Source organism: Streptomyces sp. NPDC091281, from assembly GCF_044757425.1.
Lineage (GTDB): Bacteria > Actinomycetota > Actinomycetes > Streptomycetales > Streptomycetaceae > Streptomyces.
Map to the genome: position 1 here is coordinate 1,001,113 of NZ_JBIVUY010000001.1, position 16,095 is coordinate 1,017,207.

General features: G+C 72.4%; 13 protein-coding genes. 7 read left to right on the top strand and 6 right to left on the bottom strand.

Translation table 11 applies throughout. The features are described from left to right. Positions 1–78: 78 nt before the first annotated feature. Positions 79–825 (top strand): SDR family NAD(P)-dependent oxidoreductase, encoded by a 747-nt coding sequence (locus ACIQPQ_RS04395; RefSeq protein WP_401299494.1) that lies wholly within the window; start codon positions 79–81, stop codon positions 823–825. Positions 826–857: 32 nt separating this feature from the next. On the opposite strand, the gene ACIQPQ_RS04400 is transcribed toward ACIQPQ_RS04395, so the two are convergent. Beyond that, positions 858–1,973, bottom strand: a complete 1,116-nt coding sequence (locus tag ACIQPQ_RS04400; protein WP_401299497.1) for a mechanosensitive ion channel family protein — start codon at positions 1,971–1,973, stop codon at positions 858–860. Between the two features lie 124 nt (positions 1,974–2,097). On the opposite strand from ACIQPQ_RS04400, the gene ACIQPQ_RS04405 reads away from it, so the two are divergent. Next, on the top strand, positions 2,098–2,667 hold the full coding sequence (locus ACIQPQ_RS04405) for a dienelactone hydrolase family protein (RefSeq protein WP_383773535.1): 570 nt from the start codon (positions 2,098–2,100) through the stop codon (positions 2,665–2,667). Between the two features lie 109 nt (positions 2,668–2,776). Here ACIQPQ_RS04405 and ACIQPQ_RS04410 read toward each other — a convergent pair whose 3' ends face one another. From ACIQPQ_RS04410 to ACIQPQ_RS04425, 4 genes are all read right to left on the bottom strand, one after another. Next, positions 2,777–4,468, bottom strand: a complete 1,692-nt coding sequence (locus ACIQPQ_RS04410) for an alkaline phosphatase D family protein (RefSeq protein WP_401299652.1) — start codon at positions 4,466–4,468, stop codon at positions 2,777–2,779. A 166-nt stretch (positions 4,469–4,634) separates the two neighbouring features. After that, entirely contained in the window at positions 4,635–5,447 is an 813-nt protein-coding gene (locus ACIQPQ_RS04415) for a thioredoxin domain-containing protein (protein ID WP_401299500.1), read from the bottom strand. A gap of 102 nt (positions 5,448–5,549) precedes the next feature. After that, a complete protein-coding gene (locus ACIQPQ_RS04420) occupies positions 5,550–6,242 on the bottom strand; it encodes a hypothetical protein (protein ID WP_401299503.1) in 693 nt (230 codons plus the stop codon). An 84-nt stretch (positions 6,243–6,326) separates the two neighbouring features. Continuing rightward, positions 6,327–7,685: a DUF2252 domain-containing protein gene (locus ACIQPQ_RS04425; RefSeq protein ID WP_401299506.1), complete on the bottom strand. Its 1,359-nt coding sequence runs from the start codon at positions 7,683–7,685 to the stop codon at positions 6,327–6,329. 237 nt (positions 7,686–7,922) lie between these two features. Between ACIQPQ_RS04425 and dnaE the strand changes: the two genes are divergently transcribed. After that, positions 7,923–11,462, top strand: a complete 3,540-nt coding sequence (gene dnaE / locus ACIQPQ_RS04430; protein ID WP_401299508.1) for a DNA polymerase III subunit alpha — start codon at positions 7,923–7,925, stop codon at positions 11,460–11,462. Positions 11,463–11,555: 93 nt separating this feature from the next. On the opposite strand, the gene ACIQPQ_RS04435 is transcribed toward dnaE, so the two are convergent. After that, positions 11,556–11,720 (bottom strand): hypothetical protein, encoded by a 165-nt coding sequence (locus ACIQPQ_RS04435; RefSeq protein ID WP_383773545.1) that lies wholly within the window; start codon positions 11,718–11,720, stop codon positions 11,556–11,558. A 226-nt stretch (positions 11,721–11,946) separates the two neighbouring features. Between ACIQPQ_RS04435 and ACIQPQ_RS04440 the strand changes: the two genes are divergently transcribed. From ACIQPQ_RS04440 to ACIQPQ_RS04455, 4 genes are all read left to right on the top strand, one after another. Continuing rightward, the gene (locus ACIQPQ_RS04440; protein ID WP_401299511.1) at positions 11,947–13,179 is read left to right on the top strand and encodes an NYN domain-containing protein; all 1,233 of its coding nucleotides are present in this window, start codon (positions 11,947–11,949) and stop codon (positions 13,177–13,179) included. Positions 13,180–13,296: 117 nt separating this feature from the next. Continuing rightward, positions 13,297–14,271, top strand: a complete 975-nt coding sequence (locus ACIQPQ_RS04445) for an ABC transporter ATP-binding protein (RefSeq protein WP_401299514.1) — start codon at positions 13,297–13,299, stop codon at positions 14,269–14,271. Between the two features lie 142 nt (positions 14,272–14,413). After that, the gene (locus ACIQPQ_RS04450) at positions 14,414–15,244 is read left to right on the top strand and encodes an ABC transporter permease (RefSeq protein ID WP_401299516.1); all 831 of its coding nucleotides are present in this window, start codon (positions 14,414–14,416) and stop codon (positions 15,242–15,244) included. A gap of 34 nt (positions 15,245–15,278) precedes the next feature. Further along, positions 15,279–15,965, top strand: coding sequence for a hypothetical protein (locus ACIQPQ_RS04455; RefSeq protein WP_401299519.1), 687 nt, complete (start codon positions 15,279–15,281; stop codon positions 15,963–15,965). Positions 15,966–16,095: the final 130 nt, after the last annotated feature.

Below are 16,095 nucleotides of genomic sequence, written 5' to 3' on the forward strand. Positions count from 1 at the left end.
GGACGTCGACGCCCCGCGCCCCGTGACAACCTCGTGAACCCGGGCCGGGCGCCCCGCCCGCGGCCGTAGGGTCGGATCATGGCGCGGAACGTGGTGGTCAGTGGCGGGGGAACCGGCATCGGGCGTGCGGCGGCGCGGCTGTTCGCCGCGGACGGGGACCGGGTGCTGCTGCTCGGGCGGCGGGCCGGGGTGCTGGAGCAGGCCGCCGGGGAACTCGGCGGGGCGCTGACCCACGCCGCCGACCTGAGCGAGCCGGAACAGGTGCGCGGCGTCGCGCGGTACGTCGCGGAGCGGCTCGGGCGGGTCGACGTGCTGGTGCACGCCGCCGGTGGCGCCGGGCAGCTGGAACCCCCGGCCGACAGCGACGACCCGCTCGACCGGGTCGCGCACGACTGGACAGTGACCTTCCGCGGCAACACGCTCTCCGCGGCCCTGCTCACCGAGGCACTCAAAGACCGGCTCGCCGACGGGGGCGGACGGGTGCTGTTCCTCAGTTCGATCGCCGCCTACCGGGGGTCCGGCAGCGGGGCGTACGGCGGCGCCAAGGCCGCGCTGCACCCGTACGCCCACGACCTGGCCCGGCAGTTGGGGCCGCGCGGGATCACCGTGAACCTCGTCGCGCCCGGCTACGTCGAGGACACCGGGTTCTTCGGCGGGGCCATCGACCCGGCGCGCCGCGAGCGGCTGGTGGGGGAGACCTCGACCGGGCGGCCCGGGACCCCGGACGACGTGGCCGCCACGCTGCACTGGCTGGCCTCCCCGGCCGCCGGACACGTCACCTCGCAGGTCGTCCAGGTCAACGGCGGGGCCGAGCGGGGCCGCTGAGCGTGCCCGCGCGGCCCCGTCCGGTGGTGGGGTCAGCGGTCCGCGTGTGGGGACTCGTGGGCGCGGCGTTGCGGGCCGATGGCGCCGGTGACGCGGGTGGCGTCCGTCCGGCCCGGTACGAGGGCGGCCTCGGCGGTGTTGACGCGGGGCAGGGCGTACGGGTGCTCCTCGGACAGCCAGCGGATCATCTCCTCGCGGACCGTGACGCGGATCGTCCAGATGTCGTCGGCGTCCTTCGCGGTCACCAGTGCCCGCACCTGGAGCGTGGTGGGCGTGCTGTCGGTGACGACCAGGCCGTGCGCGCGGCCGTCCCAGGCCGGGCTCTCGCGCAGGATGTCGCGCAGCTTCTCGCGCATCGCCTCGACCGGTGCCGAGTGGTCCAGGTGCCAGTAGACGATGCCGGTCATCTCCGGGGTGCCGCGCGACCAGTTCTCGAAGGGCTTCGACGTGAAGTACGAGACCGGCATCGTGATGCGGCGCTCGTCCCAGGTGCGGACGGTCAGGAAGGTCAGCGTGATCTCCTCGACCGTGCCCCACTCGCCGTCGACCACCACCGTGTCGCCCATGCGCACCATGTCGCCGAACGCGATCTGGAACCCGGCGAACATGTTGCTCAGGGTGGACTGGGCGGCGACACCGGCGACGATGCCGAGCACCCCGGCCGAGGCCAGCAGCGAGGCGCCCGCCGCGCGGAACGCCGGGAACGTCAGCAGCATCGACGCCGCGGCGACCACCCCGACGACCGCCGACACGACCCGCATGATGAGCGACACCTGGGTGCGCACCCGGCGCACCCGCGCCGCGTCGCGGTGCACGCGCGCGTAGCGGCTGTACGAGGTCTCCACGACGGCGCCCGCGATCCGGATCGCGAGCCACGCGGCGGACCCTATGAGGACCAGCGTCAGGGTGCGGCCGATGCCGACCCGGTGGTCCACCAGGAGTTCCGCCTCGTCGTACGACCCTCTCAGGAAGGCCGCGCACAGGACGAGCTGGTAGGGGATGCGGCCGCGACGCAGGAGCCCCCACAGGGGGGTCTCCGGGTGCCGTCGGTCGGCCTTGGACAGGAGGCGGTCGGTGGCCCAGCCGATGAACAGCGTCAGTACGACCGAACCGCCGACCACGATCAGGGGGCGGAGCAGGTTCTCCATGCCTTCGCGCCTAACCGGTGGGGCCGGGTCGTGAACATGGGGTTTCTGTGAAACGGGGCACGCGGCCCGTGGGGCGGGGTTCGGCGCGTGCGGCGTTGTCGGTGGCGGCTGGCACCATGGCCCCATGAACATCATGCTCTTCCATTCGACCTACGGGCCCCGCCCCGCGGTGGCCGCGGCGGCCGACCGGCTGCGCGCCGCCGGGCACGAGGTGTGGACCCCGGACCTCTTCGAGGGACGCGTGTTCGACACGGTCGAGGAGGGCATGGCGCACAACGAGGCGATCGGCAAGGACGAGCTGCTGCGCAGAGCCGTGCTGGCCGCCGCGCCCTACTCCGAGCGCGGCCTCGTGTACGCCGGGTTCTCCCTCGGCGCCTCGATCGCGCAGACCCTCGCCCTCGGCGACGAGCGGGCGCGCGGGCTGCTGCTCCTGCACGGCACGTCCGACCTCGCGCCGAACGCGTCGGTGGACGACCTGCCCGTCCAGCTGCACGTGGCCGAGCCGGACCCCTTCGAGACCGACGACTGGCTGAGCGCCTGGTATCTCCAGATGCGCCGCGCGGGCGCCGACGTGGAGGTCTACCGCTACGCGGGCGCGGGCCACCTCTACACCGACCCCGACCTGCCGGACTTCGACGCGGAGGCCGCCGAGGCCACCTGGCGGGTGGCGCTCGGCTTCCTCGGCGGCCTGTAGGCCCACACAGGCCCACCGGCCCACAGAGGCCCACGGGCCTACAGGCTCACGGGCCTACAGGCCCACGGACTCGCGGGTTCACTGCGTCACGGCGTCACGGCCGCGCCGGTCACACGGGGTCGTAGGTGCGCTCCACCTTCTGCGTGCCGCTGCGGGTGCGGTAGGAGCGGGCCCAGGCGGAGGTGGCGTCCGGGGTGGTGCGGCTGGAGACGACGTAGAAGTCCATCTGCGCGCGGGCGGCGGTGAGGTCGAGGACGCCGTAGCCGTGGCGGTCGGTGTCGACCCAGTGGACGTGCCGGTTGGCGGCCCGGATCAGCGGTGCGGCGAGCGCGGAGACGGTGCCCTCGGGGACCTTCACGATGTCGTCCAGGTTGTCCGAGGTGACCGAGGTGACCACGAACTCGGTGGCCGCGGACGCGGACAGCGGGTAGGTCCCGGCGTTCACGGGCACGTCGTTGGCCCACGCCATGTGGATGTCGCCGGTGAGGAAGACGGTGTTGCGGATCGCGTGCGACCGCAGGTGGGCGAGGAGTTCGCGCCGGTCGTCGGTGTAGCCGTCCCACTGGTCGGTGTTGAGGGCGAGTCCCTCGCCGGGCAGACCGAGCAGCTCGGCCAGCGGCTTGAGCAGCTCCGCGGTGAGCGAGCCGACCGCGAACGGCGAGATCATCACCGGGTTGCCGACCAGCCGCCAGGTGGTGTCCGAGGCGGACAGGCCCGCCTTCAGCCAGTCGAGCTGGGCGCGGCCGGTCAGGGTGCGGTCCGGGTCGTCGACGTCGCCGTCGCCGACGGAGACCTGCCGGGAGCGGAAGGACCGCAGGTCCAGCAGGGAGAGGTCGGCGAGCTTGCCGAAGCGCAGCCGCCGGTAGGTGGTGCCCGCCAGCGCCGGGCGGACCGGCATCCACTCGAAGTAGGCCTGCTTCGCGGCGGCCTGCCGGGAGACGTACGGGCCCTCGGCGCCCTCGGTGTGGTTCTCGGCGCCGCCGGACCAGGCGTCGTTGGCGATCTCGTGGTCGTCCCAGATCGCGACGACCGGCGCCTTCGCGTGCAGGGCCTGGAGGTCGGGGTCGGTCTTGTACCGGCCGTGCCGTACGCGGTAGTCGGCGAGGGTGAGGATCTCGTGGGCGGGCGCGTGCGGCCGGACGACGGTGCCGCGGGTGCCGTACTCGCCGCTGCCGTACTCGTAGATGTAGTCCCCGAGGTGCAGCCAGGCGTCGAGGTCGCCGCGGGCGGCGAGGTGCCGGTACGGGGAGAAGTAGCCCGCCTCCCAGTTGGCGCAGGAGACCACGCCGAAGCGCAGCCCGGCCACGGCCGCGTCCGCCGCCGGCGCGGTGCGGGTGCGCGCCGCCGGGGAGTCGGTGCCGCCCGCCGAGAAGCGGAACCAGTAGTCGGTGGCCGGGGCCAGGCCGCGCACGTCGGCCTTGACGGTGTGGTCGGCGGCGGCGGTCGCGGTGACGGACCCTTTGGCGACGACCGAGGTGAACGCCCGGTCGCGGGCGACGGTCCACTCGACCACGGTGTCCGGGCCGAGGCCGGAGCCGGGGGTGGCGGCGGCGGTCGGGGTCACCCGGGTCCACAGCAGGACGCCGTCGGGCAGCGGGTCGCCCGAGGCGACGCCGTGCAGGAAGGCGGGGGCCTCGTCGGCGGCCCGCGCCGGGAGCGCGGCGGCCAGCGGGCCCGCCAGCACGACGGTGGCGGCCGCGGCCTTGACGACCGTACGGCGGCGCGGGGCGAGCGGGGCGGCGCCGGTGCCGGTGCCCTCAAGGGGCGCGCCGCTGCTCTCTGTTGATCTGTATCGACTGATGGTCACGGCCGATCAGATTACTGACCAGTACGACAAAGAGCGGGCGAACTCGCAAAAGTTCGCCCGCTCTTCGCCCGCCCGTGGCGCGGACCGAGGGTCAGCCCCTACGGACCGCCCGGCTCAGCCCTCGCGGACCGCCCGGCTCGGCGTCTGAGGACCGCCCGGCTCAGCCCTTGAGGGCGGTCGTCACCGCCTTGTTGAAGTCCTCGACCGTCATCGGCGCGTTCTTGCCGTCCGAGCCGGTCAGCGTCTTGCCGTCGAGCTTCAGCGTCGGGGTGCCGGTCACGCCGCTGTCGTCGAACTTGCCGGACATCTCCAGCGCCCAGCGGTCGTACGTGCCGTCCTCGACCGCCTTCTTGAACGCCGCGTTCCCCTTCAGCGCGGGCACGGTGTCCGCGATCTCGATGAGGTAGCTGTCGTTCTTGAGCTTGTCGTCGGACTCCTCGGGGTGCCACTTCGACGAGTACAGCGCGGTCTTGTACTCCAGGAACGCCTCCGGGGAGACGTTCAGGGCGGCGCCCAGGGCGCTCAGCGCGTTCTTGGAGCCCTCGCCGCCGAGGCCGCGGTCGAGGAAGCTGGCGCCGACGAACTCCAGCTTGTACTTGCCCGCGTCGTAGTCCTTCTTCACCGTCTCGCCGACGGTCTGCTCGAACTGGGCGCAGACGGGGCAGCGCGGGTCCTCGTACAGGGCGAGGGTGTTCTTCGCGGTGCTCTTGCCCATCACGACGGTCGTGCCGTCCTTGCCGCTGGTGTTGGCGGGCTTGACCAGGGTGGCGCTCTTGGCCTCCTCCCAGTACGACGGCTTGTTGTTCTGGACGACCGCGTAACCTATGCCGCCGGCCGCCGCGAGGACGCCGACGACCGAGGCCGCCACGATCAGCTGGCGCCGGACCTTGGCGCGCTTGGCCTGACGCTCGCGTTCGACGCGCAGCCGCTCCCGGGCCGCCGTCTTCGCCGCCTGGCTGTTCCGCTTGCTCATGTGGGTGATCTCCCTGGGGGACGCGCACCACGGGTGCGCGGGAATACGGGGGGACGGGTCGTGCTCGACGGCCGCGACGCGGCCGGGGGTGTGCCGTGCCGCTCAGGCGGCCAGGACCGAGCACGGCGGTCCACGCCGTCCCAGGGAGTGCACGAGGAGCAGGTCGAGGCCGCCGGCCCGGACCGGGCGGGGCCGCGGCAGGCGGCGGGCCGCCGGGGCGGACCGGACGGTCACGGCGGCCACCGCGAGCAGCAGCGGCCGGAAGGTGGTCGCGCCCGCCGCCCGCAGCAACTGGGCCAGGGCCCGCTCGCCCCGGCGCAGCCAGGCGGCGGCGGCCAGGCCCACCGAGACGTGGGCGGCCAGCAGCAGCCAGCCGGTGACCGGGTCGGTGTGGGCGAGGACCGCGCCGAGCCGCTGCGGGTCGGTGCCCGCGACCTGGGCCAGCGGGGTGCCGACCCGGGTGCCGTCGCCGCACAGGACGTTCCAGCCGACGGTGGCCAGCGGACCGGCGACCGGGCCGCCCGCCCGGCCGTAGCAGACGTGCTGGCCGGTGGTGAACAGGGTGTCGGCGGCCAGTTCCAGCGGGACCAGCAGGGCGGCGATCCGCCCGAAGCCGCACTCGCGGGCCGCGAGGGCGTACGCGAGGACGAACACGGCGGCCGCGACGGCGGCCACGGTGTTCAGCGGCAGCGGGGCCCGCGACAGCAGGACGTGCGACGCGGTGCTGAGCGTCACGACGAAGGCCGTGAACAGCGCCGCGCGCGCGGCTCTGAGGCGGGTCCCGGATATGTCCATAGTCGGAGGAGAGTGTGCCACGGGGTGCCGTAAGGGAGCACTAAAGGATTGCTGTGAGTGTCCTCGCGGCCGGGGCCGGACGGCTCAGAGGCCGGGAATCCGGCCGTTGCGGAACAGGTCGACGAAGATCTGGTGGTCGGCCCGCGCGCGGGCGCCGTAGGAGTGGGCGAAGTCGACGAGGAGCGGCGCGAAGCCCTCCTCGTCGGCGGCGAGCGCCGCGTCGATGGCCCGCTCGGTGGAGAACGGCACCAGGGACTCGCCGGAGGTGTCGTCCGCCGCCGCGTGCATCCCGGCGGTGGCCCGGCCGAGGTCGGCGACGACGGCCGCGATCTCCTCCGGGTCGTCGAGGTCGCCCCAGTCGAGGTCCACCGCGTACGGGGAGACCTCGGCGACGAGCTGGCCCGCGCCGTCCAGCTCGGTCCAGCCGAGCCACGGGTCGGCGTGCGCCTGGAGCGCGCGCTGCGAGATCACCGTGCGGTGGCCCTCGTGCTGGAAGTACTCCCGGATCGCCGGGTCGGTGACATGGCGGGAGACGGCCGGGGTCTGGGCCTGCTTGATGTAGATCACGACGTCGTTCTCCAGGGCGTCGCTGTGGCCCTCCAGCAGGATGTTGTACGACGGCAGCCCGGCCGAGCCGATGCCGATGCCCCGGCGGCCCACGACGTCCTTCACCCGGTACGAGTCGGGGCGGGTCAGGGAGGTCTCGGGGAGGGTCTCCAGGTAGCCGTCGAAGGCGGCCAGGACCTTGTACCGGGTCGCGGCGTCCAGTTCGACGGCGCCGCCGCCCGGCGCGAACCGGCGCTCGAAGTCGCGGATCTCCGTCATCGAGTCCAGCAGCCCGAACCGGGTCAGCGAGCGGGCCGCGCGCAGGGCGCCCAGCAGCGGCCCGTCGGCGGTGTCCAGCGTGAACGGCGGGATCTCGTCGTCCTTGGCGCCGGTCGCCAGCTGGTGCACGCGCTCGCGGTACGCGCCCGCGTACACCCGCACCAGCTCGCTGATCTGGTCGTCGCCGAGCGCCTTGGCGTACCCGATGAGGGCGATGGAGGCGGCGAAGCGCTTGAGGTCCCAGGTGAAGGGGCCGACGTACGCCTCGTCGAAGTCGTTGACATTGAAGATCAGGCGGCCCTGGGAGTCCATGTAGGTGCCGAAGTTCTCGGCGTGCAGGTCGCCGTGGATCCACACCCGCGAGGTCCGCTCGTCCAGGTAGGGGCCGCTGCGCAGGGTGCCGTCCGCCCGCCCGGCGTCCTCCTGGTCCAGGTCGTGGTAGAACAGCGCCGCCGTCCCCCGGTAGAACGCGAAGGCCGAGGCCGCCATCTTGCGGAACTTCACCCGGAACGCGGCCGGGTCGGCCGCCAGGAGCTGGCCGAAGGCGGTGTCGAAGACGGCGAGGATCTCCTCGCCGCGAGGCTCGTCCGACTCGTCCCTGAGCTGCGGTGCCGACATCGCTGGGTGCCTCCTGGTGCCTGGTGCCGCCGCCGCGCCGACCGGTGCGGCGCCTTATGTGTACGGCAGCGTTTCTGTCGTCTCCAACGGGTGGGACCGCGCCGAAGTGCCCGCCCCCCCCGCAGTGAAGGTACGCGGGGGAGCCCCGGCTGTGTCAGTCCCGGGGCATAGACTTCGACGCTGTCCCCCCGGACCGTCCGCAGCCTGTCGTCGAGTGTTCGCCTTGGAGGCCGAGCCGTGTCAAAGCCGCCGTTCACGCACCTGCACGTCCACACCCAGTACTCGCTCCTGGACGGTGCCGCGCGGCTCAAGGACATGTTCGACGCGTGCAACGAGATGGGCATGACGCACATCGCCATGTCCGACCACGGCAACCTGCACGGCGCGTACGACTTCTTCCACACCGCGAAGAAGGCGGGCGTCACCCCGATCATCGGCATCGAGGCGTACGTCGCCCCCGAGTCCCGGCGCAACAAGCGGAAGATCCAGTGGGGCCAGCCGCACCAGAAGCGCGACGACGTCTCCGGCTCCGGCGGCTACACCCACAAGACGATCTGGGCGGCGAACGCCACCGGCCTGCACAACCTGTTCCGGCTCTCCTCCGACGCGTACGCCGAGGGCTGGCTCCAGAAGTGGCCGCGGATGGACAAGGAGACCATCGCGCAGTGGTCCGAGGGCCTCATCGCCTCCACCGGCTGCCCCTCCGGCGAACTCCAGACCCGGCTGCGCCTCGGCCAGGAGGAGGAGGCCCTCAAGGCCGCCGCCGACTACCAGGACATCTTCGGCAAGGACCGGTACTTCCTGGAGCTGATGGACCACGGCATCGAGATCGAGCACCGCGTCCGCGACGGACTGCTGCGGATCGGCAAGAAGCTCGGCATCCCGCCCCTGGTCACCAACGACTCGCACTACACGTACGCGCACGAGGCGACCGCCCACGACGCCCTGCTGTGCATCCAGACCGGCAAGAACCTCTCCGACCCCGACCGCTTCCGCTTCGACGGCACCGGCTACTACCTCAAGTCCACCGACGAGATGTACGCCGTCGACTCCTCGGACGCCTGGCAGGAGGGCTGCGCCAACACCCTCCTGGTCGCCGAGCAGATCGACACCTCCGGCATGTTCGAGTCCCGCAACCTCATGCCGAAGTTCGACATCCCCGACGGCTTCACCGAGGTCACCTGGTTCCAGGAGGAGGTCCGCCGCGGCATGGAGCGCCGCTTCCCCGGCGGCATCCCCGAGGACCGCCAGAAGCAGGCCGAGTACGAGATGGACGTCATCATCCAGATGGGGTTCCCCGGCTACTTCCTCGTCGTCGCCGACTTCATCATGTGGGCCAAGAACCAGGGCATCGCCGTCGGCCCCGGCCGAGGCTCCGCGGCCGGCTCGATCGTCGCCTACGCCATGGGCATCACCGACCTCGACCCCATCCCGCACGGCCTGATCTTCGAGCGGTTCCTCAACCCCGAGCGCGTCTCCATGCCGGACGTCGACATCGACTTCGACGAGCGTCGGCGCGTCGAGGTCATCCGGTACGTGACGGAGAAGTACGGCGCCGACAAGGTCGCCATGATCGGCACCTACGGCAAGATCAAGGCGAAGAACGCCATCAAGGACTCCGCGCGCGTGCTGGGCTACCCGTACGCGATGGGCGACCGCCTCACCAAGGCCATGCCCGCCGACGTCCTCGGCAAGGGCATCGACCTCAACGGCATCACCGACCCCTCCCACCCCCGCTACACCGAGGCGGGCGAGATCCGCGCGATGTACGAGAACGAGGCGGACGTCAAGAAGGTCATCGACACCGCCAAGGGCGTCGAGGGCCTGGTCCGGCAGATGGGCGTGCACGCGGCCGGCGTCATCATGTCCAGCGAGACCATCACCGAGCACGTCCCCGTGTGGGTGCGCCACACCGACGGCGTGACGATCACGCAGTGGGACTACCCGAGCTGCGAGTCGCTCGGCCTGCTGAAGATGGACTTCCTCGGCCTGCGCAACCTCACCATCATGGACGACGCCGTCAAGATGGTGAAGTTCAACAAGGGCGTCGACATCGACCTCCTGAGCCTCCCGCTGGACGACCCCAAGACCTTCGAACTCCTCCAGCGCGGCGACACCCTGGGCGTCTTCCAGTTCGACGGCGGCCCCATGCGCTCCCTGCTGCGCCTGATGAAGCCCGACAACTTCGAAGACATCTCCGCCGTGTCGGCGCTCTACCGTCCGGGCCCGATGGGCATGGACTCGCACACCAACTACGCGCTGCGCAAGAACAAGCTCCAGGAGATCACCCCGATCCACAAGGAGCTGGAGGAACCCCTCGAAGAGGTCCTGGCGGTCACCTACGGCCTGATCGTCTACCAGGAGCAGGTGCAGAAGGCCGCCCAGATCATCGCCGGGTACTCCCTCGGCGAGGCCGACATCCTCCGCCGCGTGATGGGCAAGAAGAAGCCCGAGGAACTGGCCAAGAACTTCACCATCTTCCAGGCCGGTGCCCGCAAGAACGGCTACAGCGACGAGGCCATCCAGGCCCTGTGGGACGTCCTGGTCCCCTTCGCCGGATACGCGTTCAACAAGGCGCACTCCGCCGCGTACGGCCTGGTCTCCTACTGGACCGCCTACCTCAAGGCCAACTACCCGGCCGAGTACATGGCGGGGCTGCTCACCTCGGTCAAGGACGACAAGGACAAGTCCGCGATCTACCTCAACGAGTGCCGCCGCATGGGCATCAAGGTCCTCCCGCCGAACGTCAACGAGTCGGAATCCAACTTCGCCGCCCAGGGCGACGACGTGATCCTCTTCGGCCTCACCGCCGTCCGCAACGTCGGCACCAACGTCGTCGAGTCGATCATCAAGTCCCGCAAGGCCAAGGGGAAGTACAGCTCCTTCCCCGACTACCTCGACAAGGTCGACGCGGTCGTCTGCAACAAGCGCACCACGGAGTCCCTGATCAAGGCCGGTGCCTTCGACTCCATGGGCCACACCCGCAAGGGCCTCACCGCGCAGTACGAACCGATGATCGACAACGTGGTCGCGGTCAAGCGCAAGGAGGCCGAGGGGCAGTTCGACCTCTTCGGCGGCATGGGCGAGGAGACCAGCAGCGAACCCGGCTTCGGCCTCGACGTCGAGTTCACCACCGACGAGTGGGAGAAGACGTACCTCCTCGCGCAGGAACGCGAGATGCTCGGCCTCTACGTCTCCGACCACCCGCTCTTCGGCCTGGAACACGTGCTGTCCGACAAGGCCGACGCGGGCATCGCCCAGCTCACCGGCGGCGAGCACGCCGACGGCGCGGTCGTCACCATCGGCGGCATCATCTCCGGCCTCCAGCGCAAGATGACCAAGCAGGGCAACGCCTGGGCGATCGCCACCGTCGAGGACCTCGCCGGGTCCATCGAGTGCATGTTCTTCCCCGCCACCTACCAGCTGGTCTCCACCCAACTCGTCGAGGACGCCGTGGTCTTCGTCAAGGGACGGCTCGACAAGCGGGAGGACGTGCCCCGCCTGGTCGCCATGGAACTCCAGGTGCCCGACCTCTCCCACGCGGGCACCAACGCGCCGGTGATCCTCACCATCCCGGCCATGAAGGTCACCCCGCCCATGGTCAGCCGCCTCGGCGAGATCCTCACCCACCACCGTGGCGACAGCGAGGTCCGCATCCGGCTCCAGGGCCCGACCAAGACCACCGTGCTGCGTCTGGACCGGCACCGCGTCAAGCCCGACCCGGCCCTCTTCGGCGACCTCAAGGTGCTGCTCGGCCCGGCCTGCCTGGCGGGCTGACCCGCACCCGTACGCACGAGAGGGGCACGTCCGATCACCGGACGTGCCCCTCTCGTTTCCGTCCCGGACCCGCAACAGGCCGCGAGACGGACGTCAGTTGTGGCCGAAGCGCTTCTCCCGGCTCTTGCGGGCCATGTCACCCGGTGTCACGTCGGCGAGGTGCTGCTCGGTCCGCGTCTCGGCCGCCGAGGGCCGCGTCTCCTGCTGGCCACGCGCCGACTGGGGCTGCTTGCGCTCACGGTTCTTGTTCTTGGCCATGGGAATCCGCCTCCTGTTGGGGATCTAGGGACCAGGACCGGAATCAGATTCACATAGGCTTACTTACGACGCATTTCGGATAATTACCGTGTGTGACAGGGCTCGTCGGAGCGCACCCGCGCGCAAACGCCACGCCGAAGATCGAGTTCGGGCCGTTAACCCCCGCGAGGTCGGGCAGACTCGAAGCAGGCCGGAAGCAAACCTCCCTGGAAAGAGGGTGAGTCGCGTGGACCGCTGCATCGTCCTGGTGGACGCCGGGTATCTGCTGGGGGCCGCCGCCAGTCTCCTCGCGGGAGAACCCTCGCGTTCCCGGATCACCGTCGACCACGCCGCCCTCGTCCAGGGCCTGCGCGAACAGGCCGAGTCCGAGACCGAACGCCCCCTGCTGCGCATCTACTGGTTCGACGGCGCCCCCGACCGCGTCCCCCAGCCCGAACACCGCCGCCTGCGCGTCATGCCCCGCGTCACCGTCCGCCTCGGCGCCCTCACCCGCAGCGACGGCCGCTGGGCGCAGAAAGGCGTCGACGCCGCCATGCACGCCGAGCTGACCGAACTGGCCCGCAACCGCGCCTGCTCCGACGTCGTCCTCGTCACCGGCGACGGGGACCTCCTGCCCGGCATGATGGCCGCCAAGGAGCACGGCGTCGCCGTCCACCTCTGGGCCGTCCAGGCCGCCGACGGCGACTACAACCAGTCCGAGGACCTCGTCGCCGAGGCCGACGAACGACGCGTCCTGGACCGTACGTGGATCACCAAGGCCGTCCGCGCCAAGGAGCACGGCGGCATCTGCGCACCGCCGCCCGTGCCCCGGCCCGAGATCGCCGCGATCCTCTCCGCCCCGCTGCCCGACGCCCCCCGCACCGCCGAGCGGGCCCCCGACCCCGGCGACCACACCGCCCCGGCCCCCGCCGCCGACCACGGCGGCCAGGAACGCGGCCCCGCCCACAAGGGCGTCCCCACCCCCAAGGACCTCGCCGCCCTGCGCGCCCCCGGCGCCCCCCACCACCCGCCCGCCGGGCCCGCTCCGCACCCGCCCACCGCCACCCTGCGCTGGTCCTCCGACAAGGGCTGGGTCGACCGCCCCGGCACCGCCCCCGAACCGCCCGAGATCGCCGCCATGCCCACCCTCGCCCAGCTCACCACCGCCGAGCAGCGCTGGGCCGACCGCGAGGAGGACATCACCACCGTCGGCGGCGACCCCTACGAGGTCGGCCAGGTCTTCGCCCGCCGCTGGATGGGCCGCCTCGGCGACCAGAGCCACCTCCAGAAGCTCTCCGGGATGTACCCCCGCATCCCGCACCGCGTCGACGGCGAGCTGCTGCGCTACGCCGCCCGCTTCGGCCTCCTCGCCCACAAGGACGACCAGATCGACGAACACGACCGCTACGCCATCCGGGCGGGCTTCTGGCGCGAGGTCGACGTCCGCACCACCGCCGAGCACGCCACGGCCGGGGACTGAGCGGACCGAACCGGGCACTCGGGACGCCCCCGACGGCGGACGGGGGTCGCCGACCCCGTAGTCTCGTCCCTTGTGAGGAAGCGCGCGGTACCGACCATTCGGCACAGGGACGAGGTCGTGTGTGCCGTGCGCGGGCTGACGAAGACCTACCCCGCGGTCCGGGCCCGCCGCGGCACCCCCGCCACCCCCGAGGTCCGCGCCACCGACGACGTACGCCTCGACGTGCGGCGCGGTGAGATCTTCGGGCTGCTCGGCCCCAACGGCGCCGGGAAGACCTCCCTCGTCCGCCAGGTCACCGGGCTGATGCGGCCCGACAGCGGCAGCGTCGACATCCTCGGCCACGACATCGTGCGCCACCCCGAGCGCGCCGCCCGCATCCTCGCCTACCTCGGCCAGGAGTCCACCGCCCTCGACGACCTCACCGTCTCCCTCGCCGCCGAGACCACCGGACGGCTGCGCGGCCTCGACGTGCGCGAGGTCCGCCGCGAACGCGACGCCGTCCTCGACGAACTCGGCCTCACCCCCCTCGCCGGGCGCCCGCTGCGCCGCCTCTCCGGCGGGCAGCGGCGGCTCGCCTGCTTCGCGACCGCGCTGGTCGGGGAGCGGCCCCTGCTGGTCCTCGACGAACCCACCACCGGCATGGACCCGGTCGCCCGGCGCGCCGTGTGGTCCGCCGTCGACCGGCGGCGCGCCGAGCGCGGCACGACCGTCCTGCTCGTCACCCACAACGTCATCGAGGCCGAGACCGTCCTCGACCGGGTCGCCGTCCTCGACAAGGGCCGGGTCATCGCCTGCGACACCCCCACCGGGCTGAAGGAGCAGGTCGCCGACGAGGTCCGGGTCGAGCTGGTGTGGCGCGAGCGGGCCCCCCTCGACGTCCCCGAGGTCGCCGCGCTGCGCGAGCGGGCCGTGGAGTCCGGGCGGCGCTGGACGCTGCGGCTCGCCCCCGAGGAGGCCCGCGCGGTCGTCGCCACCGTCACCGGCGGCGCCGCCTTCGCCGCCCTCGACGACTTCACCCTCGCCACGCCCAGCCTGGAGGACGTCTACCTCGCGCTGGGCGGCGCCGCACGGCAGGGGCTGGTGAGGGTTTGAGCAGGACCGCCCCCGCGTCCGTATCGGACAGCACAGCCACCGCCCCGCACCCGACCGAAGGCCGGACCGGCCCCCGGACCACCGGGCCGCACCCCGGACCGCGATCCGGACCCCACCCCGGACCGAAGAGGAGCAGCGCGACGTGAGTGTCGTACCCGCAGAGGTTCTGCCGGGCAGCGCCCTGGCCGTTCAGGAACAGCAGCAGCCCGTCCGCGAGGCCGCCGAGCTGGGTCCGCGCGCCCGGCTGTGGCCCTCGCTCGTCGCCGTGTACCGGGCGCAGCTGTCCCGGGCGCGGGTGGCGCGCATCCCGCTGCTCTTCGTGGCGACCTTCCAGTCGGTCGGCATCCTCATCATGATGCGCGGGGTCGTCGACGGGGGGAGCGAGGCCGAGACCGTCGTCGCGGGCTCGGCGGTCCTCGTCGTCGCGTTCGTCGCGCTCAACCTCCTCGCCCAGTACTTCGGGCAGCTGCGCGCCAGCGGCGGCCTCGACCACTACGCCACCCTGCCGGTGCCCCCGGCCGCGGTGGTGCTGGGCGCGGCGGGCGCGTACGCCTCCTTCACCGTGCCGGGGACGCTCGTGACGGCCGTCTTCGGCTGTGTGCTGTTCGGGCTGCCGCTCACCCATCTGTGGGTGCTGGCCCTCGTCATCCCCGTCGCGGGCGCCGCCCTGTCCGGGCTGGGCGCCGCCTTCGGGCTGCTCGCGCCCCGGCCCGAGCTGGCGACCGTGCTGGGGCAGCTCGGCATGTCCGCGGCGCTGCTGCTCGGCGTGCTGCCGCCCGACCGGATGCCCGACGGCGTCCTCTTCATCCGGGACCTGCTGCCCTCCACGTACGGCGTCGAGGCGTTCGCGCGGACCTTCCGGGCCGACCCCGACTGGGCGTTCGTCCTCGGTGACCTCGCGGTCTGCGCGGGCGTCGGCGTGGCCTCGCTGGCCGTCGCCACCTGGGCCTACCGCCGGGCCGCCGTCCGATGACGCGCCGCACAGGCGCAGCTGGCACGATGTCAGGGTGACCGCACCGCTGACTCCTCCTCCGCCGCCGCACGAGCCGACCCCGCACGACGCCTGGCCGCCGCCGGGCGCGTACCCGGGGTCCGGGCCCCTCGACGCCGGGCAGGGGCCGGGCGGTCCGGACGGGCCCGGTCTCAGGGCCGAACTGCGGGACGCCGCCGTGATCACCGTCGCGGTCGCCGTCCTCGGACTCGTCCTCGGCCTGCTGTGGGTGTGGCTGGCGCCGCGCGTCCCGCTCGTGGGGGACCTCGTGGACAACAGCTGGGTCGTCTACCGCAAGGACGTCGAGGGCGAGCAGGCCATCGGCGTCGACGGCACCTTCGCCCTCCTCGGCCTCGCCTGCGGGGCGCTCACCGGCCTCGCCGTGTTCGCCTGGCGCCGCGGCGGCGGAATCCCGCTCGTGGTCGCCCTGGCCCTCGGCGGCCTGCTCGCCTCGGTGGTCGCCTGGCGGCTCGGCGTGTGGCTCGGCCCCGACCAGGACGTCCTCGCCCACGCCAAGGAGGCCGGCAAGGGCGTCACCTTCTCGGCCCCCCTCGCCCTCGACGCCAAGGCGGCCCTCCTCGCCTGGCCGATGGCCGCCCTCCTCGTCCATCTCGGCCTCACCGCCCTCTTCGGCCCCCGCGACCCGGAACCCTTCACCCAGGCCACGGTGCCGAAGGACGGGTACGGCGCGCCGATGGCGTAGGGGCGGACGCGGGGCCTGTACGGGGGCGGGAGGCTCCCCCGTTATGTTTTCCGCGGTCCTGCAAGAGGGCCGCTGGCCTCCGGGCCCGGCATGACTGTTCCCCCCTGTCGAAGGCATGACCTGGGGGGTG

What these genes read in the sequence shown, in the direction of transcription:
- ACIQPQ_RS04395 (WP_401299494.1), top strand. Translation starts at nt 79, where the DNA reads ATGGCGCGGAACGTGGTGGTCAGTGGCGGGGGAACCGGCATCGGGCGT.
- ACIQPQ_RS04400 (WP_401299497.1), bottom strand. Translation starts at nt 1,973, where the DNA reads ATGGAGAACCTGCTCCGCCCCCTGATCGTGGTCGGCGGTTCGGTCGTA.
- ACIQPQ_RS04405 (WP_383773535.1), top strand. Translation starts at nt 2,098, where the DNA reads ATGAACATCATGCTCTTCCATTCGACCTACGGGCCCCGCCCCGCGGTG.
- ACIQPQ_RS04415 (WP_401299500.1), bottom strand. Translation starts at nt 5,447, where the DNA reads ATGAGCAAGCGGAACAGCCAGGCGGCGAAGACGGCGGCCCGGGAGCGG.
- ACIQPQ_RS04420 (WP_401299503.1), bottom strand. Translation starts at nt 6,242, where the DNA reads ATGGACATATCCGGGACCCGCCTCAGAGCCGCGCGCGCGGCGCTGTTC.
- ACIQPQ_RS04425 (WP_401299506.1), bottom strand. Translation starts at nt 7,685, where the DNA reads ATGTCGGCACCGCAGCTCAGGGACGAGTCGGACGAGCCTCGCGGCGAG.
- ACIQPQ_RS04435 (WP_383773545.1), bottom strand. Translation starts at nt 11,720, where the DNA reads ATGGCCAAGAACAAGAACCGTGAGCGCAAGCAGCCCCAGTCGGCGCGT.